This window comes from Stagnihabitans lacustris, assembly GCF_025950525.1.
Taxonomy (GTDB): domain Bacteria; phylum Pseudomonadota; class Alphaproteobacteria; order Rhodobacterales; family Rhodobacteraceae; genus Stagnihabitans.
In genome coordinates this window covers 377,484-402,634 of the sequence record NZ_JAPDGS010000003.1, presented here as the reverse complement: position 1 = coordinate 402,634, position 25,151 = coordinate 377,484, and the positions used below count along the sequence as shown (strand labels likewise).

The following is a 25,151-nucleotide window of genomic DNA, read 5'->3' as shown; positions in this document are numbered from 1 at the left end:
CAGAAAATGATTCGTCCGGGTTTCACCCTATCGCCCCCCATTCTGTCAGGCTTGCTGACAGGTTAGCGGGCAATCCTTACTCAAAGATGAGCGTCACTGACTTGGTTGACCGGGAACCTGCACGGAATTCAACAGGTTGGTGATGGCATCCCGGGTCGTGGCGCTTTCATCCAGAAGCAGCCGGTCTTGCGCCAGCGGACCGTCCAACAGCGGATCAACTGGCACGGCAGGTGGCGTCGCACCCGTGACGATGCCGGCGACAGCCTTCCACTCCTCCGGCCCCTCTTGCGAGAGGGCGTCCCAGGATTGCGCCGAAGTCAAAAGCGACCACTGCTGATCGGCCTTGCCCAGCTCCTGGTAGATTTTCGCAGCACCCTCTTGATCCCCCAGATAGATCAAGGCCTGGGCCTTCAGATGCAGTGCCCTTTCGGATGTGTCATCCTTGACCAGGTCGATCGCCGCCTGGGCCTGACCATTGGCAAGGGCAATCCGCGCCTGCAACAGGGCGGGGGACCGGGGCGCCAGTTGCAACCAGCGTGCGGCCTGATCCGCCAGACCCAGGGTCAACATGCGGTCGGCGATGATGCCGGCCGAATCGCGCGCCTCTTCCGGGGCGGGCTGACCCTCGGCCAGGGTGGCATGGGTCAAAAGCGGCGTATCGCCCCCGGCCTGAGCCAGAAGCCGCCAGATCGAACGAAGGGTTTCGGGGTCGTCGGTTTCAGCAAAGGCGGCGTCATATTGGCCCGAAGCCGCCTTGGCCAGAACAAGTGCCGTGCGATAGCGCGCCTCATCCGCGCTGCCCTCCCGCTCCTTCAAGGCGGCCTCCAGGGTCAGGACCTCTTCATGGCTGACGGTTTGGCCAACCATGGCACGATGCTCGACAAGGTCGACCAGGGCATCGGTCGACGAGGGTCCGGGTGCCGCCGCCAGAGGTTCAAGCTTGGCCTCGGCCTCGCCGATGTGACCTTGGGCGCGCGCCATATCGGCCTGCATCATCACAACTTCGGGGCCCGGATCGCCCGGCGCGCGCAGAACCGCTTCGGACAGGGCCGTGGCAGAGGCGATGTCGCCCGCCTCGAGATAGGCATCCACCAGGCGCGGCCCCAGAAGCCGACGCAGCGCGGCCGGCAGGGCCGAAAAGCTGCGGGCGACGGCTGCGCGCCCAATCTCGTCTTTGGGAAGGGATTTCGGTTCGCTCAGCACGGCCCAAAGCGCGGCAGGCGTGTCGCAATCCTCCATCCCCGTGAAGACGCCGGCGGGGTCCGATTCGCCATCCAGCAGATGGGCCATCGCGCTCCACATCGGGGCCTCTTCGAAGAGATCGGGATAAGCGCGCAACAGGCTGCGCGCCTCGGCGCCAAAGCCGATGAAAAGATAAAAACGGACCACACGCTTGATGGCCTCGGCCGAGGGCTTGTCGAACTCACCGATCATCCCCTGGCGCACCGGTCCGAACTGGTCCGAGATCGAGCGATCGGCCCCACCCCAGGCAGCAAGGTCCAACTCCTCTTCGGGGAAGCATTTTTCGCCATCCGCGGTCAGGGCGGGGCGCTGTTCGCCCACGTCGCGCATCTGAATTTCCGGCGTCTCGCCCAAGTGGGCGCGCATCGTGTTCTGTTCAGTCTCGGTCGGGGCGCCGTGGTCGGTCGTGGCACTATGGTCGGTCGCATGATCGACAGGGGGTTCAGGTGCGGAGGCGTGGTCGGACGCTGGCTTGTCCGGTGCGGCATGGTCGGGGGCCGCATGGTCCTCCGTGGCCAGGGGCTCTGCCTCCGACTTCGGGGGCGGGGCAAGGTCGATCAGGCCTGCCGTCGCGCCCGCACCCATCTCTTGCACAAGAGAGGCGCGCAATTGGTCCAGATCAGGGTCCAGGCTTTGCGGAACAGGCGTTTCGGGCAGGTTCCGGGCGGCCTGCACCGGCTCTCCAAGGTCAACGCCCATCTGTTCCAGCGACAGGCGGGTCCAATCATATCCACCCACCAAAGTCTCGGCATCCGGAGTGATCGTTTCGGGCGTCACCGCATCGCTGGCCAGCGGATCGACAGCGGGAGCGGGGGGCGCGCTTTGCGGCGGCAAGGGCCGTTCGAAAGAAGACCCAGCGGGCGGCACGCCGTCATAAAGGTCGACGACCACAATGCCCGGGCGAAACTCGAACGGCATGGCATAGCAGGCGCAAGCGATACCCAAGGCCAGATCGCCCGTCACGGGGTCCCGCTTCAGCCCGGCCAGGCGGGTCTTGCCAATCAGGTCAAAGGCCCGGCTCAGGTCATAGTCCAGCGACTGTCCCGGCACGCGCAGCGCATAGCCGTCCAGCGTTCGGCCAAATTCCCATGACGGCTGGCCCTCGAATTGCAGAACCACGCGCGTGAAATCGCGATGCTCGCCCGAGGTGACGACCACGGGCGCAGCCCAAGCCGCCATGGCCGAAACCAGCAGCAGACAAAGGGCGTAGGCCAGCCTCATGCGGCATTTTCCTGTTTCAGACCGCGCAGCACCTCTTCGACCTCGGCGAAAGAGGGGCGCACGTGGTGGGGAGTATTCTGCCGGCCGACCTCGATGCAGATATTTGGCGGGTGGCGGTGCAGGTTGGCCACCAGAACCTCGCGGATCAGCTGGAAGAAATAGGCATCCTCGTCGACCACGGCCTTGATGCGGCTGGCCATCGGGCCGATGAACCCATAGGCCATGAACACGCCCAGAAAAGTCCCGACCAGAGCACCGCCGATCATGCCGCCCAGGATCGAAGGCGGCTGGTCGATCGACGCCATGGTCTTGATAACGCCAAGCACGGCGGCCACGATCCCGATGGCGGGCATGGCGTCGGCAACGGACTGCAAGGCGTGGCTGGAGTGCAGCGCATGGTGATGGGCCTCCTCCATCCGCTTGTCCAGAACCTCTTCGACCTGATGGGGGTCGTCGTAGTTCATGGAGGCTGCGCGCAACGTGTCGCAGATCAGGTCGACAGCCTCATGGTCGTGCTGGATCTTGGGATAACGGCCGAAAATCGAAGATCCGTGCGGGTTTTCGACATGCTCTTCCAGGCCGACCGGATTCGACCGCGCGATCCGCACGAGGTCGAACAGCAAGGCCAGAAGGTCGCGGTAATCAGCTGCCTTCCATTTGGGGCCTTTGACGACCTTGCCCAAGTCCTTCATCGTCATCTTCACGGTGGCAAAGTCGTGGCCAAGCATGAAAGCCCCGGCCGCCGCGCCACCGATGATAATCATTTCATGCGGCAGGGAGTGCATGATGATGTCCATCTTGCCCCCGGCGGAGACATAGCCGCCAAAGACCATCACGAAGATGACGATGATACCGACGATAGCGATCATGGTTCCAACCCCATTGCGACTTCCACCCCCAGCTTTGCCACGGCCAAGTTAAGAAAGGCTGATCCGATCAAGTCGACCCGATCAATTCTTCGGAGCATTTGCATTGCGCCCGGCCAGAAGCACCGAGACTTCATAGGCCTTTGCCGGGTCCATCCCGGTCATGATCGCCGCCGCCGCAGGCGCCTGCATGCGCCCCAGAAAGCCAGCAGCAAATTCCGGCGCCATGGTCTGGAACAGCGCCGCCGCATCGGCAGGCTTCATCGCCTCATAGACCGCGGTCAACTGCGTCAGATCCTTTTCCGAGGCACCATCGGCGATCGCAATGGTCTGCTTCAACTCTTCCTCAGCCAATTTCAGCTCTTCGAGCCGCTTGGTGATCGCCTCATCCGCCAGGTTCAGCGCCGAAAGCCGCTGCGCCACGGCGTCCTCCTTGGCTTTCACCTGCGCCTCGCGCGCGGAAAGCGCCGAGGCGAGGGCCGCGGGTGGCACCGGACAGTTCAGTGGCACATCGGCTTCACGCGCATTGTTGGCCATGGCAGAGCCCACGCCAACGCCCAGCCGCAACGCCCCGCCTGCGGCAAGGATCACCGCAAGAATCACCAAGACCCGGCCCCCGGACCGGACCGGGGCCGCCTTCCCCCGCGCCACGGGCTTGGGCGGGGCCTTCGTGGCCGCCGGTTTGGCCGCTTTCATTCCGCCGCCTCCAGGTCATTGCGCGAGGATCGCCGGCGGATGAACCGCAATTTGCGATCTTGGTCATCTTCGGGCTCGGGCGCGGCTGCGACCGGGGGCGCGACACGCGGGCCCGGGTCGGGAAGGTCATGCATCGAGGCCAAAAGCAGTTCGATCCGCGCCGCGACCGACTCGGCGCGCGTCGTCAGGCCATCCAGGCTCGTGGCCGAGCCAGAGGCCGAATTCCGCGCCTTTTCCAAGGCCTTGGTCATGTCGTCTACCTGCACCGACAGGACGGCAATCGCGCTGCCCATGCCGTTTTCCAGAGCGGTGAATTTCTTCAACCGCGCCGACAGCACATAGCAATAGATCGCCGCCCCGAAGGACCCCGCCGCCATCAGAATGTCTGCGATCAGATTCATCGCCGCCTCTCAATCCAAAACGAATTCCGTGACCAGAAGGTCACGCACATAGCCTTCGCCCGTCACCATCTGGATGCGTCGCAGCATCTGGGAGCGCAGGCGCACAAGGGCATCAGGTTGCTGAAGATCGGTCTCTTCCAGCGCGCGCATATAGCCGTTCAGCACGTCCAGGATGCGCGGCATCAGCTCTTCGACCTTGGCAGAGCGCGCCTTGGCCACCTCCAGCTGGGCGGTAAAGCGCAGGTGTTTGTTGTCCGAAGGATTTCCCAACGAGATCGTGACCGAAGGCACGGCGACAAAGGCGAAATCGTCGGGCAATTCTTCATGCGCGGGTTCGGCGTGGGCCCCACCCTCGGGTGCGGCCGGGGCAAGAATCAGCCCGGAATAGACGGCAAAGAATCCTCCGCCCCCCATGACCAAAAACAGCACAAGGCCAATGATCAAAGGCAGTTTCGACTTCTTTGCGGGTTCCGCGTCCTGCGGGGCTTCGGCTTCGGCCAAGGCAAATCTCCATCCTGAGATGGGGCAAAGATAGAACGATCATCCTAACCGATTGTTAAGCCCAACAGATCATTCTGCACCGATACGGCAGAAGCCGAACGGAGAAAGTCTTGCAGAATCTCTTGTCGATATGGGCGGGTCTCAACAACAGCCGGCGATTGATCGTCATTGGCGCCACGATAGCCATGTTCATGGCGATTCTGTCGGTCGCACGAATATCGGGGCAGGGCAGCAACGCGCTTTTGTTCTCGGGCCTCGACCAGGCCTCGGCCGGTGAGGTCATCACCGCGCTGGACCAACAAGGTGTGGCCTATACGGTCGAGGGCTCGGCAATCTATGTCGATTCGGCGCTGCGCGACGGGCTACGCATGACGCTGGCCTCGCAGGGGCTGCCGACCTCCAGCGGCGCAGGCTACGAGCTTTTGGACAACCTTTCAGGCATCGGCACGACCAGCCAGATGTTTGACGCCGCCTATTGGCGCGCCAAGGAGGGCGAGTTGGCCCGCACGCTTCTGGCCATGCCAGAGGTCCGCACCGCCCGCGTCCATATCGCCGAGGCGCCAGGCGAATTGTTCCAGGCCAAGGCGCAACCCACCGCCAGTGTCACGATCACGACCAAGGGCACGCCCCTGACGGGCGATCAGGCGCGGGCGATCCGCCACTTGGTCTCTGGCGCCGTCGCCGGGATGAGCGCGGATGACGTCGCCGTCATTGATTCGGTCGCGGGTCTGATCCCGAACGAAGAGGCCGATGGCGCGATCAATCCCTCGGGCGACGCCCGCGCGGCTGAAATCAAGAAGAATGTCGAACGCCTGCTCGCCGCCCGTGTCGGGCCGGGGAATGCCGTGGTCGAAGTGGCCGTGGACGTCGTCACCGACCGCGAGGAAGTGACCAGCCGCACGCTCGACCCCCAGGGCCGGATTGCGATTGCCACCGAAACCAGCAGCAAATCCGATTCGTCGCAGGGCAATGACCAGAATGTCACCGTGGCCTCGAACCTGCCCAATGGACAGGCGGGCGGTGGCAGCAACCAAAGCTCCTCCAACGACAGTTCGGAGCGGGTGAATTACGACGTCTCGGAAACCAAAAGCCTGCTGACCAAGATGCCCGGCGCGGTCCGCAAGCTTTCGGTCGCCGTTCTGGTCGACCAGGAGCGGATCGTGGCCGATGACGGCACCGTCACCTTCCAGCCGCGGACCGAGCAGGAGATGACCGACCTCAAGGATCTGGTCGCTTCGGCGGTCGGCTATGACGAGGCGCGGGGCGACGTGCTGACACTGAAGTCGATGCCCTTCCAGCAGCCCCTGTCCGAGGGGACCGTGGCGGAATCCTCTCTGATGTCGGCTTTTGGGCCGATCAACGCCATGTCCTTGATCCAGCTGGCGGTTTTGTCGATCGTCGCCCTGATCCTTGGCCTTTTCGTGATCCGCCCGATCCTGTCGTCGGGCCGCGCTGCGCCGGCCTTGGAGTCGGACTCCATCCAACTGGCCCTGCCCTCGGGCCTGGCCGGTCTGAACACCGCCTCCGCCCTGAACGGCGAGATCGACGACGGCATGTTCCCGATGCCCGCCATGGCCGATTTCGCCGAACAAGAAGCCGCCATGACCGGGATCGAGACCGACCCCGTCGCCCGCCTGCGCCGCCTCATCGAAGAGCGCCAGTCCGAATCGCTGGAGATCCTGCGGTCCTGGATGGAACATGACGAGGAGACCGCCTGATGGCGCTGAAACTGCCGATCTTCGATACCGAGCCCAAACCGGTGAAGACCGACACCGTGGTGCTGGACCGCTCTTCGCTGGAGGATGAAAAGCTGGCCTCTTATGAACAGGGGTTCAAGAACGGCTGGGACGATGCGACCTCTGCCATGAACGAGGAACAGTCGCGGGTGCGCGCCGACCTTGCGCGGAACCTGCAGACGCTGTCCTTCACCTATCACGAGGCCCGCGCCCACATCCTGAAATCGGTGCAGCCCCTGTTGTTGCAGGTCGTCACGCAGCTTCTGCCCGAGATTGCCCGCGAAAGCCTTGCCCCCGCCGTGCTGGAGGCCTTGATGCCCCTGGCCGAAAAACTCGCCGATGCGCCGGTAACGCTGGTGATCAACCCCGCCTCGCGCGCCCCGGTCGAAAGCGTCCTGACCCAGGCCACCGGCTTGCCGATCGAGGTGCTGGAGGAACCCACCCTGGGCGAGGGTCAAGCCTTCCTGCGCTTCGGCTCGGTCGAGGCCCATGTGGACCTTGACCAGGCCACCGCCGACATTGCCGCCGCCGTCCGCGGCTTCTTCGACACCCCCGAAAAGGATCGCCCAAATGGATAATCCCGAAAGCAACCCCTTCGCCCAAGTCCCGATCGAGGTCACGATCTCTGTTGGCAAGGCGCGCCCCCTGGTGAAAGACCTGCTGCGGTTGGGGCGCGATGCCATCCTGCCGCTGGATCGTCGCGTCGATGACCCGGTCGAACTTTACGTGGGCGACCGCCTGATCGCCCGCGGCGAGCTGCAAGAGATGGAGGGCGACCAGGCCGGCCAGCTTTGCGTCCGCCTGACCGAAGTGGCCAATCTGCGGGGCGGCCTGTGACCGGGCAGTTCGTGAAATTCCTTCTGCCTTTTCTGGTCCTTGCCCTGACGGCCGATGCCGCCTTGGCGCAAGACCTGTCGCTGAATTTCGGCGACACCGGCTCGCTTGCCAACCGCTCGGTCGAGATCATCCTTCTTGTCACCTTGCTCAGCCTCGTGCCCGGGCTGGCGGTGATGGTCACGTGCTTTCCCTTTGTCGTCACCGTCCTGTCGATCCTGCGCCAGGCGCTTGGCCTGCAGCAGTCGCCGCCGAACATGGTCATTGTGTCGCTGGCCTTGTTCCTGACCTGGTTCGTCATGGACCCGGTCCTGACAAAGGCCTGGACCGATGGCGTGCAACCCCTGACCGAGGGCCGCATCCAGGTCGAAGAGGCGATCCCCCTGGTGGCCGAACCCTTCCGCGGCTTTATGGCGAACCGCACCGACCCCAAGACCTTTGCCGAACTTCAGGCGCTGCGTCCCGGCGAGGCGACCAGCCTGCAGGATGCCCCCTTCTCGCTCCTCGTCCCCTCCTTCATGCTCTCCGAGATCACCCGCGCCTTCCAGATCGGCTTCCTGATCTATCTGCCCTTCCTGATCATCGACCTGGTCGTCGCGGCGATCCTGATGGCCATGGGGATGATGATGGTGCCACCTGCCGTCGTCTCGCTGCCCTTCAAACTGGCGTTCTTCGTCGTGGCGAATGGTTGGACGCTGATTTCCTCGGCCCTGGTGCGCAGTTACCTTGGCGGGTAGGGCGCAAAAGGTTAACCTGTCCGCCCAAGGCCAGGAAACAGATGACCCCGGACACACCCTTCACCTGCCGCGTCTACTACGAGGATACCGACCTCGCCGGCATCGTCTATTACGCCAACTATCTGAAATTCATCGAAAGAGCGCGGTCGGAATGGGTGCGCGCCCGGGGCATCGACCAAGTGGCGCTGAAGGCCCGCGGCCTGGTCTTTGCCGTCCGAAGGGTCGAGGCAGATTACCTGAAACCGGCCCATTTCGATGACCTTCTGACGATCCAGACCCGGGAAACCGCCCGGACCCCGGCGCGATTGACACTGCTGCAAACGGTCTTGCGCGATCAAGTCTCGCTGTTCGAAGCCAAGGTCACGCTGGTTTGCCTGAAAGAGGACGGCACGCCCACGCGTCTGCCGTTTCAGGAAACCCGGCCTCGGGGCCCAATTGTCGAAACGCCCGTTTCAACCGACCCATAGATGGCGAGGCAAAGGTGGGATCGGGCGCCTCAACCCCAGCCGGACCCTGCGCATGAAACCGAACACGGCCTTTGCAGCCGGTCGCAGGTCATGGGACCGGCACTTTGTTTCAGGATCGGCACGCGTCCTGCGACCTTACTGCAAAGATATTTGCGGGAAACGCGACGCAACACACCGCTGACCCGGATACGGCAAGCCCTAGGCATGCGGGCAATCCGGCGGCGCAGGGTCACAGTCAAAACAGTGGAACCACCGCGCGCACCCCGCTTGCACGGATCAAACCTCGGCTCGACCGCAATCGGCCAGGTCTGGCGCGCGGGGACAGCGTCGGTCACGGCCCAATCGGACAGGCTGGCGTGGCGCCAGACCTCTTGCACGCGCTCTGAAATCACCCCCAGCGCGCGGCGCGCAACAAGGCCGCCCGCCCATCCCTCTTCACAATCCGGCGACAATGCGCCGCCCGTAAGGGGACTGTTGGCTTTTCCGCTTGAATCCGTGTAGACTAACGACAACAGGGGCAAAAGACCCCGATAACGCACGAGCAGGCCCCATGTTTCAGACCTTCCTTGCCCTCGCGCAGGATGCGACCGATGTTGCGACCACCGTCGCCCCCGCCGCAGCCCCCGAGGCTCTTGATTTCTCGCTGACCGCGCTTTTCATGCGGGCCACTGTCATCGTCAAATTTGTGATGATCGGGCTGATCGGCATGTCCTTCTGGTCCTGGTCGATCGTCATCCAGAAGGCCATCCTTCTGCGTGCCGCCCGCAAGGAGGCCGCGATCTTTGACCGCGCCTTCTGGTCCGGTGAGCCGCTGGACGAGCTTTACGAGACCATCGGGCCGACCCCCGAGGGGGCCAGCGAAAAGATCTTCGCCGCCGGCATGCTGGAATGGCGCCGCAGCCACCGGCAGGACGGCGGGCTGATCGCCGGCGCCCAGGCCCGCATCGACCGCGCCATGGATGTGGCCATCTCCCGCGAGGCCGAGATCCTGAACAAGGGCCTCTCTTTCCTCGCCACCACCGGCTCGACCGCGCCCTTCATCGGGCTTTTCGGCACGATCTGGGGGATCAAGCATTCCTTCGAGGAAATCGCCATCAGCCAGAACACCTCGCTCGCCGTCGTGGCGCCGGGCATCGCCGAGGCGCTTTTGGCCACCGGCATCGGCCTGATCGCGGCCATCCCGGCCGTCGTCGCCTATAACAAGCTGAACGCGGACAGCGAACGCATCCTCGGCGGTTACGAATCCTTTGCCGACGAATTCGCGACCATCCTGTCGCGCCAATTGGACGCCTGACCATGGGAGCCGGTGTCGCCAAGAAATCGGGCGGAGGCGGGCGGCGCGGACGGCGGCGCGGCGCCTCGGCCGCCATGTCCGAAATCAACGTCACGCCCTTCGTCGACGTCATGCTGGTGCTGCTGATCATCTTCATGGTGGCAGCCCCCATGATGACCGTCGGCGTGCCGATCAAGCTGCCCGAGACCGCGGCCAACGCCCTGCCCACCGAGGACGAAGAGCCGCTGACCATCACGCTGACCGCCGATGGGCTGATCCTGCTGAATTCGACCGAGATGGCGCAAGAGGACCTGATCCCCAAGCTGGAAGCCGTGGCGGCCGAACGGACCTCGAAGAAGGTCTATGTCCGGGCCGATGGCGCGGTGCCTTATGGCGATGTGGCCGTGCTGATGGGCGCGCTGAATGCGGGCGGATTCAATGACATCGGGCTTGTGACCGACCCCGGCGGGCCAAGCATGGGCGCCAACGACCAGGCGCCGTGACCATGATGAACAAGGGCACACTCTATTCGGGCATCGGGCATGGCTGCCTGATCCTCTGGGCCATGCTCGGGGGTCTTTTCCAATGGGAGACGGAAACGCCCGAAGTGCCGGTGACGACGGTGTCGCTGATGACCTCGGCCGAATTCGACGCGATGAGCGCCGCCGCCCCCAGCGCCGATACGGCCGCCGCCACCCCGGCGGCCCAGCCCCAGGCGGCAGAGCCCGCCCCCGAACCGACCCCGGAGCCCGCCCCCGAACCGACCCCCGCGCCCGAGCCAGCCCCCATTCCGGAGCCCATCCAGGCCCCTCCGCCGCGCCCCGAACCGGAACCCGAGCCTGTCCCCGAAGACGTGGCCCCCCCGGCGCCCGAACCCGTGACGCCGCCCACCGAGGCGCCGCCCGCCGATATCCCTCAGCCCGTCGAAGTTCCACTTTCGACCCAGCGGCCCAAGCCCCGTCCCGCCCAGCGCATCGCCGAAACGCCGACGCCCGCCGAAGACGCGCCGTCCGAGGCCGACACGCCCACCCCCGCGACCGAGGACACGACCGAGCCCACCCCCGCAGAGCCGCCGCCCGAAGAGGCCGCCGCCCCCGAAGAAACTGTCACCAACATCACCCCCGAGGCCCAACCGGTCGAGGAACAGGCGCCGACGCTGGCCCCCACCTCCTCGCCGCGCCCGGCCTCGCGTCCGCGCAACCTGGGCCAGGCAGAGCCCGAGACGACCTCCACCGCCTCGTCCGACAATGCAGAAACCGACAGCGCCCAACAAAGCGCCGAGGACACCGCTGCGGCCACGGATCAAAGCAGCGATACAGACGCCATCGCCGCCGCTTTGGCCGAAGCCAATGCGACCGATGCCGAAGAGGCCTCCGCCTCGACCCAAGGCGAAGGCGGCACGGGGTCCGAGGCCTCTGGCCCGCCGCTGTCCAGTGGCGAGATCGACGACCTGCACCAGGCCATCGAAAAGTTCTGGAACATCGGCTCGCTGTCGACGGCGGCCACCGGTGTCACGATCACCATGCGCGTCCGCCTGACACAGGATCAAAAGGTCCAGTCGATCGAACTGGTCGAGTTCACCGGCGGCTCTCAGGCCGACGCCAACCAGGCCTTCGAATCCGCCAAGCGCGCGGTTTACCGTGGCGCGTCGAACGGGCTCGGCCTGCCGCCCGAGAAATATGAGACCTGGAAGTCGATGCTCTTCGTCTTTGACCCGTCACAAGGGGCGCTGCGGTGAACGTCCTTGCAATCTCCCTCTTCGCCCTCGCTCTCTTCGCAGGCGTGCCATCGCAGGCACGCGAGCCTGTTCCCGAAAAAGCGATGGACGCGGCGACACCCAACAATGTCCGTGCAAGGGCCCTAAGTGAGGCGGCACCCGCCCCGGCCCCGGCTGCAGTCCGAGCCGATCCCCTGCCCGAAGGCCCGGCATGGGCTGCCGATAGTCGCAAATCCATCACCCAGGCTTGGAATGTGGGTGTCCTCCCCACGGCGTCGCTGGATATCGTTGTGACCCTGTCCGTGACCATGACGCCTGACGGACAGGTCGATGGGATCACCTTCGTTGACCACAGCGGATCTGACACAGCCGCCCGACCTGCTTTCAAGGCCGCCCAGCGCGCGGTCTATCGCGGGCTGGGCAGGCTCGCCCTTCCCGCTTCCGACTATTCCACCTGGAAATCCTTCCTTCTCACCTTCGACCCTTCCCAAGGGACGGTGCGATGAGCCATCCGAAGAGGACCGCATGAAACACCCAATCCTTGCCGCCGTCTTGCTGGCGCTTGCCAGCCTGACCACGCCCGCAATCGCGGAGCCCACGATCCGCTTCGACAACCCGGTGATCGAGCCGATGCCCTTCGCCCTGCCCACCTTCCTGGGTGGCAGCGAAGAGGCGGCCAATATCACGCAGGTCATCTCCTCGGACCTGACCGGCACGGGGCTGTTCCGCGAGATCCCGGCCTCGGCCTATATCTCGGGGATTTCCGCGTTCGGCGGGCCGATCAACTATGCCGATTGGCAGGCGATCAATGCCCAAGTGCTGATCACCGGAGAGGTCCAGTCCTCTGGCGGCAAGATCGTGGTCAAATTCCAGCTCTATGACGTCTTTACCGGCCAGGCGATGGGCGAAGGTCTGCAGTTTGCGGGCTCCGCGAAAAGCTGGCGGCGCATGGCCCACAAAGTCGCCGATGCGGTCTATTCCCGCATCACGGGCGAGGGCCCCTATTTCGACAGCCGTGTCCTGTTTGTCAGCGAACAAGGCGCCAAGGATGCCCGTCAAAAGCGTCTGGCGGTGATGGATTACGACGGCGCCAATGTGAACTATCTGACCGACAGTTCCTCGATCGTGCTGGCACCGCGCTTCTCGCCCGATGGGTCGCAGATCGTCTATATTTCCTATGAGTCGGGTTTCCCGGGCGTCTATCTGATGAACACCCGCGACCTGTCCAAACGGTCGATGGGAGAACAGCCCGGCACAATGACCTTTGCCCCCCGCTTTGCCCCCGATGGGCAAACCGTGGTCTTCACGCTGGAAAAGGACGGTAACTCCGACCTTTACGCGCTGAATACCAATTCGGGCAGCCTGAGCCAGCTGACCAATGCGCCGTCCATCGAAACCGCGCCCTCCTTCAGCCCCGATGGCGGTTCGATCACCTTTGAATCCGACCGTTCGGGCAACCAGCAGATCTATGTGATGCCTGCGGGTGGCGGCGAGCCGACGCGGATTTCGTCCGGAAAGGGCCGCTATGCCGCCCCGGTCTGGTCGCCCCGCGGCGACTTCATCGCCTTTACCAAGATCGCCGATGGCCGGTTCTATATTGGCGTGATCCGCCCCGATGGCAGCGACGAGCGGCTTTTGACCTCGTCCTTCCTGGATGAAAGCCCGACCTGGGCGCCGAATGGCCGCGTGATCATGTTCACCCGTCAGGGTGAGGGCGCGGCCGGCAATGCGGCGATCTTCTCGGTCGATGTCTCGGGCCGCAACCTGCATCAGGTGCCGACACCTTCGGGCGCCTCGGATGCCGATTGGTCGCCTTTGCTGCCCTGACCCGTCACGGGCGATTCACAGCCCGTGACACATCTGCTATATTGGCCGACAATCGAGCCCCATAAACGGAAATATCCCATGCGCACTGCAGTTGCCCTGAAAGTTCTGATGATCGTTTCCGCGCTGGCCCTGGCGGGCTGCCGCAACCCCGGTGGCGGGGATGGCTTTGGCTCGGATGGCTATGGCGCCAATGGGGCGAATGGCGCGAATGGGATCGGCACCGACGGGATTTCCTCGGGCGCTTTGGGCGATCCGTCGAACCCGGCCTCGATTGCCTATTTCCAGCAGTCGGTCGGCGACCGCATCCTGTTCACCGTCGACCAATCGACGCTGAATGACGATGCCAAGGTGATCCTGAATGGTCAGGCGCAGTGGCTGGCGACCAACCCGGATTACGCGATCATCGTCGAAGGCCATGCGGACGAGCAGGGCACGCGGGATTACAACTTCTCGCTCGGCGGGCGCCGGGCGGATTCGGTCAAGAACTACCTGATCTCGAAAGGGGTGGCCGGGTCGCGCATCCAGACCGTGACATATGGCAAGGAACGCCCGATCTCGCTGTGTTCGGACGAAAGCTGCTATGCGCAGAACCGCCGCGCCGTGACGGTGCTGTCGATGGGTTCGGGGGCGTAAATGAAGCGCCTTCTTCTCGTTGGTCTTCTGCTCGGCAGTCCGGCACCCGCCCAAGACAAGGCGCAGACGCTGGCCGATGTGAAGGCGGAGCTGGCGGCGCTGGCGGGACAGCTGGTGTCGCTGAAGCAAGAGGTCGTGGCGTCCGGCGCCGCGACCAATGGCACGGCCGGGGCCGATCCCCTAAGCCGGATGGACGCGATCGAGGCCGCCTTGCGGTCGCTGACCGCCCGCACCGAAGCGGTCGAACAAAAGGTCAATGCGGTGGTGTCCGATGGCACCAACCGCATCGGCGACATCGAATTCCGGCTGTGTGAGCTGACCGAGGGCTGTGACCCCGGCGCCCTGCCCCCCACGCCCGATCTGGGCGGCATGGCGGGTGGCACGCCCGCCCCCGTGGCGGAACCCGCAGCCCCGGCGACGGCCCCTGATACGACCTCGGGCGATCAACCTGAATTGGCCCTGAACGAACAGGCAGACTTCGACCGGGCCAAGGGGGTGCTCGATTCCGGTGACTTTCCGGGCGCCGCTGACCTCTTTAAGACCTATGCCCAATCCTTTCCGGGCGGGCCGCTAGTTCCCCAGGCCGACCTGTATCGTGGCGATGCGCTGACCCAGGCAGGCGATACGGCCAATGCCGCCCGCGCCTATCTGGACGCGTTTTCCGCCAAGCAAGACGGGCCTTTGGCCGGTCAGGCCTTGGTGAAACTGGGCACCGCTTTGGGCAAGCTGGGCCAAGGCCCCGAGGCCTGCGTGACCCTGGCCGAGGTCGGCAAGCGCTTTCCCGGCTCGGCCGACGAGGCCTCCGCGGTGGCCGCGATGCAGGCGCAGGGCTGCCAATAGGTGACTGAAGCGCGCCCCTCGCCCCCAGGAGGCCCCGGGTCAAACCCGGGGCAGCCCACCGCGGGGGACGGGCTTTTCCTGCGCCTGACCCAGGCCCTGCCCGTCACCCGCGGGCTGGGCCTTGCGGTTTCTGGTGGCGGCGACAGCATGGCGATGCTGCATTTGCTGGCCCCCCTGCGTCCCCGGGTTGCGACCGTGAACCACAACCTGCGCCCCGAGGCCGCGACCGAGGCCGCGATGGTGGCCGCGACCTGCGCCCGCCTTGGCCTGGACCACACGACGCTGGACTGGCACTGGGACGGGCGGGGCAACCTCTCGGATGCCGCCCGCCGGGGCCGCCGCGACCTTTTGGCCGCCTGGAACCCTTTGGTTCTGCTGGCCCATACCCAGGACGACGTGGCCGAAACCTTCCTCATGCGGTTGATGCGCGGGGCGGGGGTCGATGGGCTGGCCGCCATGGCACCGCTGTTCCCGCATCACGGCGCGACCTTTCTGCGCCCCCTGCTGACCACCGCGCGCGCCGAACTGCGCGGCTATCTGACGCAGGTCGGCGCGGCTTGGGTCGAGGACCCGTCCAACCAGAACCCCCGCTATCTGCGCGCCCGCACCCGCACCGCCCTGCGTGATCTGCCCGGCGCGGCGATTGCCGCCTCTGCCCGCCACCTGGCCGAGGCCCGCGCCGCGCTGGATGCGCTGGCCGATGCTTGGGCGCCGCGCGCCCTGACGCCTGACCGTGGCACGCTGCTTTGGCATCCCGCGCTGTTCGACGCCCCGACCGAGACCCAGCGCCGCCTTCTGACCCGCGCGATCCTGACGCTTGCCCCGGCGCCCTATCCCCCGCGCGGCGCGGCGCTGACACGGCTGCTGACCGCCCTTGCCAGCGGACACCCCGGCACCCTCGCCGGCGTCCGCTTTGCGCAGGGCCGCGCCTTTCGCGAGGCCCGCAGCCTGCCCGCCGAGGTTCCCGCAGGCCAAATCTGGGACCGCTGGACCGCCACCGCCCCCCCGGGCTGCACCCTGGGCGCGCTTGGCCCCGATGTCCCGCCCACCTGGCGCGACACCGGCCTTCCCCGCGCCGCCCTGGCCGCCAGCCCCGCAATCCGACACGAGGGCGCGATTATTTCCGCCCCTTTTGCCGGTGTTAACCACCCGGAAACCACAATCCGACCATGCTTCGCCGAACTCATCACGGTCACAGCCGCGTTATCGCATTGAACCGGCCGAACAACTGTCTATTTTATACTGCAAGGCAAGGCGCATCCCCCGGCGCCTCGCAGTTCAAGGAGTTCCGGTTTGGGAAACGCACGTAACATCGCCATCTGGGTCATCCTGCTTTTGCTGGTCCTGGCGCTCTTTCAGGTCTTCAACTCGCAGGCCAATTTCACGGCCCAGTCGGTGTCCTATTCCGAGTTCATCCAGAATGTGAACGACGGCAAGGTCAAGTCCGTCACGCTGAACGGCGAACAGATCGTCGTGCAGCCCTCGGATGGTGCCAGTTACACGGTCATCAAGCCCAGCGGAGAGCAGGTCACTGACCGGCTTTTGGGCAAGGGCGTCGACATCAACGCCAAGCCGCAGGAACAATCGTCCTTCATGACGATCCTGATCTCTTGGGCGCCGCTGCTGTTGATGATCGGGGTCTGGATCTATTTCATGAACCGCATGCAGGGCGGCGGCAAAGGCGGGGCGATGGGGTTTGGCAAATCCAAGGCCAAGCTTCTGTCCGAGAAAAGTGGCCGCGTGACCTTTGACGATGTGGCGGGCATCGACGAGGCGAAAGAAGAGCTTGAGGAAATCGTGGAATTCCTGCGCAACCCGCAGAAGTTCTCCCGTCTGGGCGGCAAGATCCCCAAGGGCGCTTTGCTGGTCGGCCCGCCCGGGACAGGTAAAACGCTTTTGGCCCGTGCCATTGCCGGCGAGGCTGGCGTGCCGTTCTTCACCATCTCGGGCTCTGACTTCGTCGAAATGTTCGTCGGCGTCGGTGCAAGCCGTGTCCGCGACATGTTCGAACAGGCGAAAAAGAACGCCCCCTGCATCGTCTTCATCGACGAAATCGACGCGGTCGGCCGGGCGCGTGGCGTCGGCATGGGCGGCGGCAACGATGAACGCGAACAGACGCTCAACCAGCTTCTGGTCGAGATGGACGGGTTCGAGGCCAACGAAGGCGTCATCATCGTCGCCGCGACCAACCGCAAAGACGTGCTGGACCCCGCGCTTCTGCGTCCGGGCCGCTTCGACCGTCAGATCTATGTGCCCAATCCCGACATCAAGGGCCGCGAAAAGATCCTGAACGTCCATGCCCGCAAGGTCCCCGTGGGTCCGGATGTCGACCTGCGCCTGATCGCGCGCGGCACGCCCGGGTTTTCCGGCGCCGACCTGATGAACCTGGTGAACGAGGCCGCCTTGATGGCCGCCCGCGCCGGCCGTCGCTTCGTCGCGATGGAGGATTTCGAAAAGTCGAAGGACAAGGTCATGATGGGCGCCGAGCGTCGCTCGATGGTCCTGACCGATGAGCAAAAGGAAATGACCGCCTATCACGAGGCCGGCCATGCCATCGTCGGCATCCACCTGCCGAAATGCGATCCGGTTTACAAGGCGACGATCATCCCCCGGGGTGGCGCTTTGGGCATGGTGATGAGCTTGCCGGAAATCGACCGCCTGAACTGGCACAAGGACGAGTGCAAGCAGAAGATCGCCATGACCATGGCCGGCAAAGCCGCCGAGATCATCAAATGGGGCGAAGAGGCGGTCTCGAACGGTCCTTCGGGCGACATCCAGCAGGCCTCGGCTCTGGCCCGCGCGATGGTCCTGCGCTGGGGCATGTCCGACAAGGTCGGCAACATCGACTACGCCGAGGCGCATGAGGGCTATCAGGGCAACGCCGGTGGTTTCTCGGTGTCCGCCGACACCAAGATCATGATCGAAAACGAGGTCAAGGCCTTGATTGACGAGGGCTACCAGACGGCGCGCCGGATTCTGGTGGAAAACCCCGAAGAGTTCGAACGTCTGGCCCAGGGGTTGTTGGAATACGAGACCCTGACCGGCGACGAGATCAAGAAGGTCATGAAAGGCGAGGCGCTTGGCGGCGACGAGCCCCCCTCGGGTGGCACGACCTCGGTCCTCTCGATGCCCAAGACGCGGACGCGTGTCACCCCCGACGCCACGCCCGAACCGCAAGTGTAACGGCGCAACCAGCGCCAAAGGAAACGCCGGAGGCCCGATGCCTCCGGCGTTTCCATTTCCGGGTCCGGGGTGCCCCCCAGGGCTACGCAGCCCGACCAGAGCCCCGAGCTTGACCCGGGACCTCGACCCATATGCCCCGCACCTTGGCCATGGGTGCCCGGCGGGGACCGCCAACTTGACAATGCGACAAGATGCACAAAAATGCTCTGACCCTGTTCCGAAAGTCCTTGCGATGCCGAATTCTATTTCCGAAACCTTGCGCCGGACCGACCTCCTCCTGAGAGAGGCCTATGATCACTTGGGCTTTGTCGAAGGCCCAGATGACGCCTTTCAGACCGGCAACCTCCCTCATGTTTCGCCCCTCGCCTATCTCTGCACCCGATATCCAGGTCTGGACGATCAAGGCCTCCTAGCCGCAGAAGAGGAAGCCGGTGGCTATGTGCCAGAGCCATACCGCGCCCTGCTTTCCCATATGAACGGCGCCAGAATTCTTGGTATCTCGCTTCTTGGTGCAACCGGGGGGCTTCTCCATCGCTCGGTCCAAGGGATCGGTCAGCCGATCAGCCTGCGCTATTCAAACGTCGTGGAACGCCCGGCCTATATCCCTGCGGGCTCCTTGGGGATCGGGGCGATTAACGGTCCCTCATATTCGCAAGGCCATCTCTACCTGGCCTCTACCGGAGAGGTCGAGCTCTATAACGCAGCGCTCGACCGGGTTGGTGCCAGGTGGGCATCCTTGGCGATCTTTCTGGCCGAAGAGATTCCCCGCCGCATGGCCTTCCATGATGATCGGGGCCACCGATTGGCAGGTGCCAAATTGCTCCCCGGAGATACGGAGGATTGGGAGGATCTGGCCAAAGCGGCAAGGCAGCAGGATGAACCAAGGGGGCTCCTTGCCCGCCTGGGGGGATTGTTGCGCCGCAGATGATGCGCCGCTGCATCGTGACGGGTCGCGCGCATCGCTTGCCCATGCGCGACACGCTCTTGCCAAGCGCCGCTCGCTCCGCCACCTAAGCAAAAACGGAGCCCCCCCATGCCCATCCTCAAACGCACCCAATACACCGGCCGCATCACCTTCCTCGGTCGCATGGCGAACTCCCATGACCCGATCCATGCGGAACCTGCCGACACCCTTACCGCCACATTCGACGGGATCGAGGGCGAGACCCATGCGGGCGCCACGGTCCCCTCTTGCTCTCGGATGATGCCGCTTTACCCGCGCGGCACCCAGATCGCCAACACGCGGCAGGTCTCGATCCTTTGCGCCGATGAGCTGGCCCAGATCGCCGCACAGATGGACCTTGAAACCCTCTCCCCCTCCCTCCTCGGCGCCACAATGGTGATCGAGGGCCTGCCCGACCTTTCTTACATCCCCCCCGGCTCCCGTCTGCAGGGGCGCCAAACCACGCTTGTCGTAAACCTGAACAACCGCCCCTGCACGATCCCGTCCAAGGCCATCGAGGCGGCCCACCCCGGCAAGGGCAAGCTGTTCAAACCCGCAGCCGAAGGGCGGCGCGGTCTTGTCGCCTGGGTGGAACGGCCCGGCGCACTGACCTTGGGCGAGGAGATCGCGCTTTTCATCCCCGATCAGCGCCCATGGATGCCGCCGCGTCTTCTGTGACCCCGGCCTTCAAGTTTTGCGGCCCCCCCACGCTGGCAGGAGTGATTCGGCCCAAGCGCGCCACCCAATCTGCGAACCACATGTTCCATTTCTGGAATTTTCCCCGACCACGTTCCATTATTTCCGATCGGAAACAGCGGCTGGCGAATTTGGTGGCAGGCTGGTCGCAAAAGCGACTTCCGCTGGTCGCATCCGGCGATACACCTTAGGTCAAAGCCCCTTTGCCCCTCGGGAGAGTATCATGGCCTTCAAGACCGACATCGAAATCGCGCGTGAAGCGACGAAGAAACCGATCCTTGAGATCGGCGCCAAGCTTGGCATCCCGTCCGAAAGCCTGCTGCCCTATGGCCATGACAAGGCCAAGGTCAGCCAAGAGTTCATCGAAAGCCTGGCGGGCCGTCCCGATGGCAAGCTGATCCTTGTGACCGCGATCAACCCGACCCCGGCGGGTGAAGGCAAGACCACGACCACCGTGGGTCTGGGCGACGGTCTGAACCGCATCGGCAAGAAGGCCGTAGTCTGCATCCGCGAAGCCTCCCTCGGCCCGAACTTCGGGATGAAGGGTGGCGCGGCTGGCGGCGGTTATTCGCAGGTCGTGCCGATGGAGGAGATGAACCTTCACTTCACCGGCGACTTCCATGCGATCACCTCGGCCCACAACCTGCTTTCGGCGATGATCGACAACCACATCTACTGGGGCAATGCGCTGGACATCGACGCGCGCCGCATCGTGTGGCGCCGCGTGATGGACATGAACGACCGCGCGCTGCGCGACATCGTGGTGAATCTGGGCGGCGTCTCGAACGGCTTCCCGCGTCAGACCGGGTTTGACATCACGGTCGCCTCGGAAGTCATGGCGATCCTCTGCCTGTCCAATGATCTGAACGACCTGCAGAACCGTCTGGGCTCCATCGTGATCGGTTATCGCCGCGACAAGACCCCGGTCTATTGCCGCGACATCAAGGCCGATGGCGCGATGACCGTTCTGCTGAAGGACGCGATGCAGCCGAACCTGGTGCAGACGCTGGAGAACAACCCGGCCTTTGTCCATGGCGGCCCGTTTGCGAACATCGCGCATGGCTGCAACTCGGTCATCGCGACCAAGACCGCGCTGAAACTGGGCGAATATGTCGTGACCGAGGCTGGTTTCGGTGCCGACCTGGGTGCCGAGAAGTTCTTTGACATCAAGTGCCGCAAGGCGGGGCTGAAGCCTGCCGCTGCGGTGATCGTGGCCACGGTCCGCGCGATGAAGATGAACGGCGGCGTGGCGAAAGCCGATCTGGGCACCGAGAACGTGCCGGCGGTGCAAAAGGGCTGCCCGAATCTGGGCCGCCACATTGCCAACGTGAAGGGCTTTGGCGTGCCGGTCGTCGTGGCGATCAACCACTTCTATTCCGACACCCAGGCCGAGATTGACGCCGTGAAGGCCTATGTGGCTGAACAAGGCGCCGAAGCGATCCTGTGCCAGCACTGGGCCAAGGGCTCGGAAGGCATCGAAGAGCTGGCGAAGAAGGTGGTGAGCCTGGCCGAGTCGGGCGCCTCGAACTTTGCGCCGCTGTATCCCGATGACATGCCGCTGTTCCAAAAGATCGAGACGATTGCCAAGCGGATCTATCACGCGTCGGAAGTCATCGCCGACAAGTCTATCCGCGATCAGCTGAAGGCCTGGGAGGCCGCCGGTTACGGCAATCTGCCGGTCTGCATGGCCAAGACGCAGTATTCCTTCACCACCGATCCGAACATGCGTGGCGCGCCGACGGGCCACACGGTTCCGGTGCGCGAAGTGCGGCTTTCGGCCGGCGCGGGATTCATCGTCGCGATCTGCGGCGAGATCATGACCATGCCGGGCCTGCCCAAGGTGCCCTCGGCCGAAGTGATCCGGCTGAACGATCAGGGCTTCGTCGAAGGCCTGTTCTAAGCGGACAACCCGGGAGGGTTTCACACCCTCCCGGACCCACCCGTGGAATATTTTTGTCAGTATGAAAGACCTTTTCCGGGGCATGTGCTTGGCCTATGTGAGGCCTGAACGGAAAAGGGGGCTGCGATGAAGGCGGCGGATTGCGTGACGATGGCCGAGATCCGGGCCGAGATCGACCGGCTGGATGCGGCGCTGGTGGCGCTGTTTGCCGAGCGGGCGGGCTATATCGACCGGGCGGCGCAGATCAAGGTCGGGGCGCAATTGCCGGCGCGGATCGAGGCCCGCGTTGAGGAAGTCGTTACCAATGTCGGCGATCATGCCCGGGCAGCGGGGCTGGACCCGGACCTGTATCAGGCGATCTGGCGCCAGGTGGTCGAATGGTCCATCGCGCGGGAAGAGAAAGTTTTGGGCAAATGACCGCTACGCTGATCGACGGGAAGGCCATTGCTGCACGGATGATGGCCGAAACGCGGGCCGCGGCCGAGGCTTTGGTGGCTGCGGGCTGGCAGCCTCGGTTGGTGTCGGTGTCGGTTGGCGATGTGGCGGCGGCCGAACTTTATGTGCGCAATCAGCAACGCCAGGCCGAGGCCGCGGGCGTCGCCTTTGAGGCGCGCAATTACCCATCGGAAATTTCGCTGGAGCAGTTGGTGGGCGTTCTGCAGGGGCTGAACGCCGATCCCCGGGTCAACGGGATCATCATCCAGCGGCCCTTGCCAGCGCATATCCCGGTGAAAACGCTGCAAAAGGCGGTGCATCCCTTGAAGGATGTCGAGGGGATGCATCCCTCCTCGATCGGGAACATCGTTTACAACGATCTGGCGCTGGGTCCCTGCACGGCGGTCGCTGCGGTCGAGATCCTGAAGACCCTTCCCCTGCAGATCGAGGGGTTGAATGTCTGCGTGATCGGCCATTCCGAGATTGTGGGCAAGCCGATTGCCTTTTTGATGATGGGGCTTGGGGCGACGGTCACGGTCTGTCACCACATGACGCGGCAGGTGGCGGTTCACTCGCGCGGGGCGGATGCGGTGTTCGTGGCGGTGGGCAAGCCGGGGCTGGTGACGGGCGCGATGCTGAAGCCCGGTGCGGCGCTGATCGACATCGGGATCAACCGGGTCGAAGGGCGGACCGTGGGGGACGCCGATTTCGCCAGCTGCGCCGAAGTGGCGGGCTGGATCACCCCGGTTCCGGGCGGCGTGGGGCCGGTGACGGTGGCCATCCTGATGAAGAACGCCGTCCTGGCGACAAGCATGCAAAAAAACCATTACGCGGCGGCCTTTGCGGTCGCCTGAACCAGAACAAGAGCCCTCGCGGGTCCTGACGGAGGAAGACATGACCAAGGTGATCGACGGCAAGGCCTTTGCCGCCAAAGTGCGCGCAGAGGTGGCAACCCATGTGGCCGCCCTGAAAGAGAAGGGCATCGTCCCGGGGCTGGCGGTCGTGCTGGTGGGCGAGGACCCGGCCTCCAAGGTCTATGTGAAGAACAAGCATGCCTCGACCGTGGAAGTGGGCATGAATTCCTATGAGCATCGGTTGGATGCGGGCACGTCAGAGGCCGATTTGCTGGCGCTGATCGACCGGCTGAATGGCGATGCTGCGGTGCATGGCATCCTGGTGCAGCTGCCCTTGCCCGGGCATCTGAACAGCGAATTGGTGATCAACCGGATTGATCCGGCCAAGGATGTGGATGGGTTCCATATCTCGAACGTGGGGCTTTTGGGGACCGGGCAGAAGTCGATGGTGCCCTGCACGCCCCTTGGCTGCCTGATGATGCTGCGCGATCATCATGGGTCGCTGGCGGGGCTTAATGCGGTCGTGGTCGGGCGGTCGAACATCGTGGGCAAGCCGATGGCGCAGCTCTTGTTGGGCGACAGCTGCACGGTGACGATTGCCCATTCGCGGACCAAGGACCTGGAGGCGGTCTGCCGGGGTGCCGATATCCTGGTGGCGGCGGTGGGACGTCCCGAGATGATCACCGGGGCTTTCGTGAAGCCGGGCGCCACGGTGATCGACGTCGGCATCAACCGGATCGAGCGCGACGGCAAGGGCAAGATCGTGGGCGATGTCCATTACGAAAGTGCTGCCGCCGTGGCGGGGGCGATCACTCCGGTGCCGGGTGGGGTTGGGCCTATGACCATCGCTTGCCTGCTGGCCAATACCCTGACCGCCTGTTGCCGGTCCAATGGGCTGGCCGAGCCGAAAGGGCTGACGGCCTGAGGGATTGCGCTTGGCGGCGCCTGGCGGGCGAAGCCCTTGGCCCTGCGGCGCCCGAGGCGGGGCTGCCGCCCCCCGCTTCAAAGGGCCCCATGCCACTGGTTTCTTGAACCAGTGGCAAACCCCTTGAAAATCCCCGTGAGTATTTGGGCAAATGTGAAGGGGCTTTAGCCCTTCATCGGGCGGGCCAAGCACGTTTTGCCCGTCAGCACGGCAAGCGCGTCCGGCGCCATGAGCGCGCGAAGCTCGGGCGCATCGCTCCACAACCCGCCGGTATAGGTGCCAAAGGCCGGCAAGATCACCCTGTCCGTGTCGATCAGGAAGCAGGGCGCCACCCGCCCCGGAAGCCGCGCCTTGGGGTGGTAATGGCCCGAGACCTCTGCGACCGCACCGGTGCAGATGTGCCGAAACACCAGCCCGCCCAAGGCCACCTCTGCCCGATGCGCGCCCGGAAGCATCAGCGGCCCCGGGTCATGGTTGCCCTCGACCCAGGTCCACTCCCGGCCCGCCATCAGCCGCAAAAGCCAAAGCCGATCCGCCTCGTCCATCTCGGCCTCGGAGGCCAGGTCGTCAAAGGAATCCCCCAGGCAGATGACCCGGCGCGCGCCCGTGGCCTCCAGATCGGCATCCAGCCGCGCCAAGGTCGCCCGTGTCTCATAGGGCGGCAACAGCACTCCACCTCGGCGGGCCAGGCGCTCGGACTTGCCGAAATGCAGGTCTGACACCACCAGAAGCGCCGCCTCGGGCGCCCAGAGCGCACCGGAGGGAAGGGCCACAAGGGCGGCGCCTTGCAGGGAAAAGCGATAGTCCATGTCCACAGGCTTGGAAGACCAAGCGCCAGATGGCAAGCCCTTCACGGGCCGAAATGGGTGCGGACCGCCTGCGCAAGGCCGGGAAAGGCCGCGATCCTGCGCCGTCCCTCAGGCCCCAGGGTCTCGACGAAACCAGCCCGCACCAAGCCCGCGACCGCATCGCGCTCCTTCGCGCACGCCTGGTCCAGGTCTTGCAAAAGCTCTGGCGACAGCGCGTCCGTCTCAAGTCTCTCGGCCAATTCCGACATCCAAAGCCAAGGCATGGCTTCCCCCGACCAGAACTCCAGGTGATCCTTCAGCCGCGCCATCGCCTGGGGAAGGCGATGCGCCATCCATCCTATGAAGGCAAACCTCTCAGCCTGACCCATCCTCTCTCCCTCTTTCATACTGACCCAAATATCTCTCGGGGGTCCGG

Annotated in this window: 27 protein-coding genes; 20 read left to right on the top strand and 7 right to left on the bottom strand. The window is 64.6% G+C overall.

The annotated features are described in order from the left end of the window. Window positions 1-93: 93 nt before the first annotated feature. From NX862_RS10430 to NX862_RS10410, 5 genes are all read right to left on the bottom strand, one after another. Window positions 94-2,463 (bottom strand): hypothetical protein, encoded by a 2,370-nt coding sequence (locus NX862_RS10430; protein ID WP_264493844.1) that lies wholly within the window; start codon window positions 2,461-2,463, stop codon window positions 94-96. Beyond that, window positions 2,460-3,332: a flagellar motor stator protein MotA gene (gene motA / locus NX862_RS10425; protein WP_264493843.1), complete on the bottom strand. Its 873-nt coding sequence runs from the start codon at window positions 3,330-3,332 to the stop codon at window positions 2,460-2,462. Before motA ends, NX862_RS10430 begins: the two co-directional genes overlap by 4 nt. A gap of 81 nt (window positions 3,333-3,413) precedes the next feature. After that, window positions 3,414-4,025 (bottom strand): MotE family protein, encoded by a 612-nt coding sequence (locus tag NX862_RS10420; protein ID WP_264493842.1) that lies wholly within the window; start codon window positions 4,023-4,025, stop codon window positions 3,414-3,416. Beyond that, window positions 4,022-4,426, bottom strand: a complete 405-nt coding sequence (locus NX862_RS10415; protein WP_264493841.1) for a hypothetical protein — start codon at window positions 4,424-4,426, stop codon at window positions 4,022-4,024. The genes NX862_RS10420 and NX862_RS10415 overlap by 4 nt, the downstream gene beginning before the upstream one ends. A 9-nt stretch (window positions 4,427-4,435) precedes the next feature. After that, entirely contained in the window at window positions 4,436-4,927 is a 492-nt protein-coding gene (locus tag NX862_RS10410; RefSeq protein ID WP_264493840.1) for a flagellar basal body-associated FliL family protein, read from the bottom strand. 110 nt (window positions 4,928-5,037) lie between these two features. On the opposite strand from NX862_RS10410, the gene fliF reads away from it, so the two are divergent. The 20 genes from fliF to folD all read left to right on the top strand — a co-directional run bounded on the left by fliF (window position 5,038) and on the right by folD (window position 23,927). Further along, window positions 5,038-6,645, top strand: a complete 1,608-nt coding sequence (gene fliF / locus NX862_RS10405; protein WP_264493839.1) for a flagellar basal-body MS-ring/collar protein FliF — start codon at window positions 5,038-5,040, stop codon at window positions 6,643-6,645. Continuing rightward, window positions 6,645-7,241: a flagellar biosynthesis protein gene (locus NX862_RS10400; protein ID WP_264493838.1), complete on the top strand. Its 597-nt coding sequence runs from the start codon at window positions 6,645-6,647 to the stop codon at window positions 7,239-7,241. Before fliF ends, NX862_RS10400 begins: the two co-directional genes overlap by 1 nt. Continuing rightward, on the top strand, window positions 7,234-7,500 hold the full coding sequence (locus NX862_RS10395; RefSeq protein ID WP_168774118.1) for a FliM/FliN family flagellar motor switch protein: 267 nt from the start codon (window positions 7,234-7,236) through the stop codon (window positions 7,498-7,500). Before NX862_RS10400 ends, NX862_RS10395 begins: the two co-directional genes overlap by 8 nt. Before the next feature lie 11 nt (window positions 7,501-7,511). After that, complete coding sequence (fliP, locus tag NX862_RS10390) at window positions 7,512-8,234, top strand: flagellar type III secretion system pore protein FliP (protein WP_264493961.1); 723 nt, start codon at window positions 7,512-7,514, stop codon at window positions 8,232-8,234. Window positions 8,235-8,275: 41 nt separating this feature from the next. Beyond that, window positions 8,276-8,701 carry a tol-pal system-associated acyl-CoA thioesterase gene (gene ybgC / locus NX862_RS10385; RefSeq protein ID WP_264493837.1) on the top strand — a complete coding sequence of 142 codons (426 nt, stop codon included), beginning with the start codon at window positions 8,276-8,278 and terminating at the stop codon, window positions 8,699-8,701. A 550-nt stretch (window positions 8,702-9,251) separates the two neighbouring features. Continuing rightward, a complete protein-coding gene (gene tolQ, locus NX862_RS10380) occupies window positions 9,252-9,995 on the top strand; it encodes a protein TolQ (protein WP_264493836.1) in 744 nt (247 codons plus the stop codon). Between the two features lie 2 nt (window positions 9,996-9,997). Beyond that, a complete protein-coding gene (gene tolR / locus NX862_RS10375) occupies window positions 9,998-10,477 on the top strand; it encodes a protein TolR (RefSeq protein ID WP_264493835.1) in 480 nt (159 codons plus the stop codon). 5 nt (window positions 10,478-10,482) lie between these two features. Then, on the top strand, window positions 10,483-11,712 hold the full coding sequence (gene tolA / locus NX862_RS10370) for a cell envelope integrity protein TolA (protein ID WP_264493834.1): 1,230 nt from the start codon (window positions 10,483-10,485) through the stop codon (window positions 11,710-11,712). Then, window positions 11,709-12,197: a cell envelope integrity protein TolA gene (gene tolA, locus NX862_RS10365; protein WP_264493833.1), complete on the top strand. Its 489-nt coding sequence runs from the start codon at window positions 11,709-11,711 to the stop codon at window positions 12,195-12,197. Before tolA (NX862_RS10370) ends, tolA (NX862_RS10365) begins: the two co-directional genes overlap by 4 nt. Window positions 12,198-12,216: 19 nt before the next feature. Further along, window positions 12,217-13,518: a Tol-Pal system beta propeller repeat protein TolB gene (gene tolB / locus NX862_RS10360; protein ID WP_264493832.1), complete on the top strand. Its 1,302-nt coding sequence runs from the start codon at window positions 12,217-12,219 to the stop codon at window positions 13,516-13,518. 78 nt (window positions 13,519-13,596) lie between these two features. Further along, window positions 13,597-14,151, top strand: a complete 555-nt coding sequence (gene pal, locus NX862_RS10355; RefSeq protein ID WP_264493831.1) for a peptidoglycan-associated lipoprotein Pal — start codon at window positions 13,597-13,599, stop codon at window positions 14,149-14,151. Continuing rightward, entirely contained in the window at window positions 14,152-14,991 is an 840-nt protein-coding gene (gene ybgF / locus NX862_RS10350) for a tol-pal system protein YbgF (RefSeq protein ID WP_264493830.1), read from the top strand. Beyond that, window positions 14,992-16,206: a tRNA lysidine(34) synthetase TilS gene (tilS, locus tag NX862_RS10345; protein WP_264493829.1), complete on the top strand. Its 1,215-nt coding sequence runs from the start codon at window positions 14,992-14,994 to the stop codon at window positions 16,204-16,206. A gap of 78 nt (window positions 16,207-16,284) precedes the next feature. After that, window positions 16,285-18,174: an ATP-dependent zinc metalloprotease FtsH gene (gene ftsH / locus NX862_RS10340; RefSeq protein ID WP_264493828.1), complete on the top strand. Its 1,890-nt coding sequence runs from the start codon at window positions 16,285-16,287 to the stop codon at window positions 18,172-18,174. Window positions 18,175-18,355: 181 nt separating this feature from the next. Next, entirely contained in the window at window positions 18,356-19,102 is a 747-nt protein-coding gene (locus NX862_RS10335) for a hypothetical protein (RefSeq protein ID WP_264493827.1), read from the top strand. 105 nt (window positions 19,103-19,207) lie between these two features. Further along, window positions 19,208-19,795: an MOSC domain-containing protein gene (locus NX862_RS10330; RefSeq protein ID WP_264493826.1), complete on the top strand. Its 588-nt coding sequence runs from the start codon at window positions 19,208-19,210 to the stop codon at window positions 19,793-19,795. Window positions 19,796-20,036: 241 nt separating this feature from the next. Continuing rightward, entirely contained in the window at window positions 20,037-21,713 is a 1,677-nt protein-coding gene (locus tag NX862_RS10325; RefSeq protein ID WP_264493825.1) for a formate--tetrahydrofolate ligase, read from the top strand. Window positions 21,714-21,839: 126 nt separating this feature from the next. After that, a complete protein-coding gene (locus tag NX862_RS10320) occupies window positions 21,840-22,130 on the top strand; it encodes a chorismate mutase (RefSeq protein WP_264493824.1) in 291 nt (96 codons plus the stop codon). Next, complete coding sequence (locus tag NX862_RS10315) at window positions 22,127-23,002, top strand: bifunctional 5,10-methylenetetrahydrofolate dehydrogenase/5,10-methenyltetrahydrofolate cyclohydrolase (protein WP_264493823.1); 876 nt, start codon at window positions 22,127-22,129, stop codon at window positions 23,000-23,002. The genes NX862_RS10320 and NX862_RS10315 overlap by 4 nt, the downstream gene beginning before the upstream one ends. Window positions 23,003-23,042: 40 nt before the next feature. Then, window positions 23,043-23,927, top strand: a complete 885-nt coding sequence (gene folD / locus NX862_RS10310) for a bifunctional methylenetetrahydrofolate dehydrogenase/methenyltetrahydrofolate cyclohydrolase FolD (protein ID WP_264493822.1) — start codon at window positions 23,043-23,045, stop codon at window positions 23,925-23,927. A gap of 164 nt (window positions 23,928-24,091) precedes the next feature. Here the strand turns inward: folD and pdeM are convergent, their stop codons facing one another. Together pdeM and NX862_RS10300 are read right to left on the bottom strand one after the other, a co-directional pair. Beyond that, window positions 24,092-24,736, bottom strand: coding sequence for a ligase-associated DNA damage response endonuclease PdeM (gene pdeM, locus NX862_RS10305; protein WP_264493821.1), 645 nt, complete (start codon window positions 24,734-24,736; stop codon window positions 24,092-24,094). Between the two features lie 41 nt (window positions 24,737-24,777). Continuing rightward, window positions 24,778-25,068, bottom strand: a complete 291-nt coding sequence (locus NX862_RS10300; protein ID WP_264493820.1) for a hypothetical protein — start codon at window positions 25,066-25,068, stop codon at window positions 24,778-24,780. Between the last annotated feature and the right edge of the window lie 83 nt (window positions 25,069-25,151).